General features: G+C 57.8%; 1 rRNA gene. It reads left to right on the top strand.

The features are described 5' to 3' along the window. Positions 1 to 368: 368 nt before the first annotated feature. Positions 369 to 1840, top strand: a 16S ribosomal RNA gene (locus tag EPY72_RS19070). The last annotated feature ends 5 nt before the right edge of the window (positions 1841 to 1845 follow it).

Here is a 1845-nt window from a genome sequence, read left to right as displayed (position 1 = left end):
ATGTGCACGAGCCTTCGGGGGTCTTCCCGCCGAAGGCCGGCCCGGTTCGACGCCCTTAAATGAATAGGGCGGTTCGAATCGTAATGCAGCAAACGACACGACGTGATTCGGGACGCGTTCAACTCGCGTCGCGATCTCGGACCGAACCCGCTTCGATGGGTTTAAGACCGATCGAAGCAAACGTTCAGGTCCGAAGGAAATGAGGATTCCACCCCTGCGGTCCGCCGTACACGATGGGATCTGATGTTAGCCCTGGTAGTTCGGTGACACCCGACCAACGATTTGGTTTGGCGTCGTCGAACTGACGGACATTTAGCATTCAGTTGCTTCCGCCAGAGACCCACCGAACCCTTCGTGGTTCGGCAACCATTCCGGTTGATCCTGCCGGAGGCCATTGCTATCGGAGTCCGATTTAGCCATGCTAGTCGCACGAGTTCACACTCGTGGCAGAAAGCTCAGTAACACGTGGCCAAACTACCCTATAGACCAGAATAACCTCGGGAAACTGAGGCTAATACTGGATACCGCTTCCGCTCTGGAGTGAGCGAAGCACCAAACGCTCCCGCGCTATAGGATGTGGCTGCGGCCGATTAGGTAGACGGTGGGGTAACGGCCCACCGTGCCGATAATCGGTACGGGTTGTGAGAGCAAGAGCCCGGAGACGGAATCTGAGACAAGATTCCGGGCCCTACGGGGCGCAGCAGGCGCGAAACCTTTACACTGCACGAGAGTGCGATAAGGGGACTCCGAGTGCGAGGGCATATAGTCCTCGCTTTTCTCGACCGTAAGAAGGTCGACGAATAAGAGCTGGGCAAGACCGGTGCCAGCCGCCGCGGTAATACCGGCAGCTCAAGTGATGGCCGCTGTTATTGGGCCTAAAGCGTTCGTAGCCAGCCAGCCAAGTTCGTCGGGAAATCCATCCGCTCAACGGATGGGCGTCCGGCGAAAACTGCCTGGCTTGGGGCCGGAAGACCTGAGGGGTACGTCCGGGGTAGGAGTGAAATCCTGTAATCCTGGACGGACCACCGGTGGCGAAAGCGCCTCAGGAAGACGGACCCGACGGTGAGGAACGAAAGCTAGGGTCACGAACCGGATTAGATACCCGGGTAGTCCTAGCTGTAAACGATGCTCGCTAAGTATGGCGCACACTACGAGTGTGCGCTGTGCTGTAGTGAAGACGAGAAGCGAGCCGCCTGGGAAGTACGTCCGCAAGGATGAAACTTAAAGGAATTGGCGGGGGAGCACTACAACCGGAGGAGCCTGCGGTTTAATTGGACTCAACGCCGGACATCTCACCAGCTCCGACAGCAGGAGTGACAGTCAGTGTGATGAGCTTACTAGACCTGCTGAGAGGAGGTGCATGGCCGCCGTCAGCTCGTACCGTGAGGCATCCTGTTAAGTCAGGCAACGAGCGAGACCCGCATCCCTAATTGCCAGCAGTACCCTCGTGGTAGCTGGGTACATTACGGAGACCGCCACGGCCAACGTGGAGGAAGGAACGGGCAACGGTAGGTCAGCATGCCCCGAATGAGCTGGGCTACACGCGGGCTACAATGGCCACGACAACGGGTTCCAACCCCGAAAGCGGACGGTAATCTCTGAAACGTGGTCGTAGTTCGGATTGAGGGCTGAAATTCGCCCTCATGAAGCTGGATTCGGTAGTAATCGCGCTTCAGAAGAGCGCGGTGAATACGTCCCTGCTCCTTGCACACACCGCCCGTCAAAGCACCCGAGTGAGGTCCGGATGAGGCCTGGATTCCCAGGTCGAATCTGGGCTTCGCAAGGGGGCTTAAGTCGTAACAAGGTAGCCGTAGGGGAATCTGCGGCTGGATCACCTCCTACAGA

This window comes from Halorussus marinus, from assembly GCF_004765795.1.
Lineage (GTDB): Archaea > Halobacteriota > Halobacteria > Halobacteriales > Haladaptataceae > Halorussus > Halorussus marinus.
The sequence above is the reverse complement of the archived record's forward strand: the minus strand, read 5'-3'. Positions and strand labels throughout refer to the sequence as shown.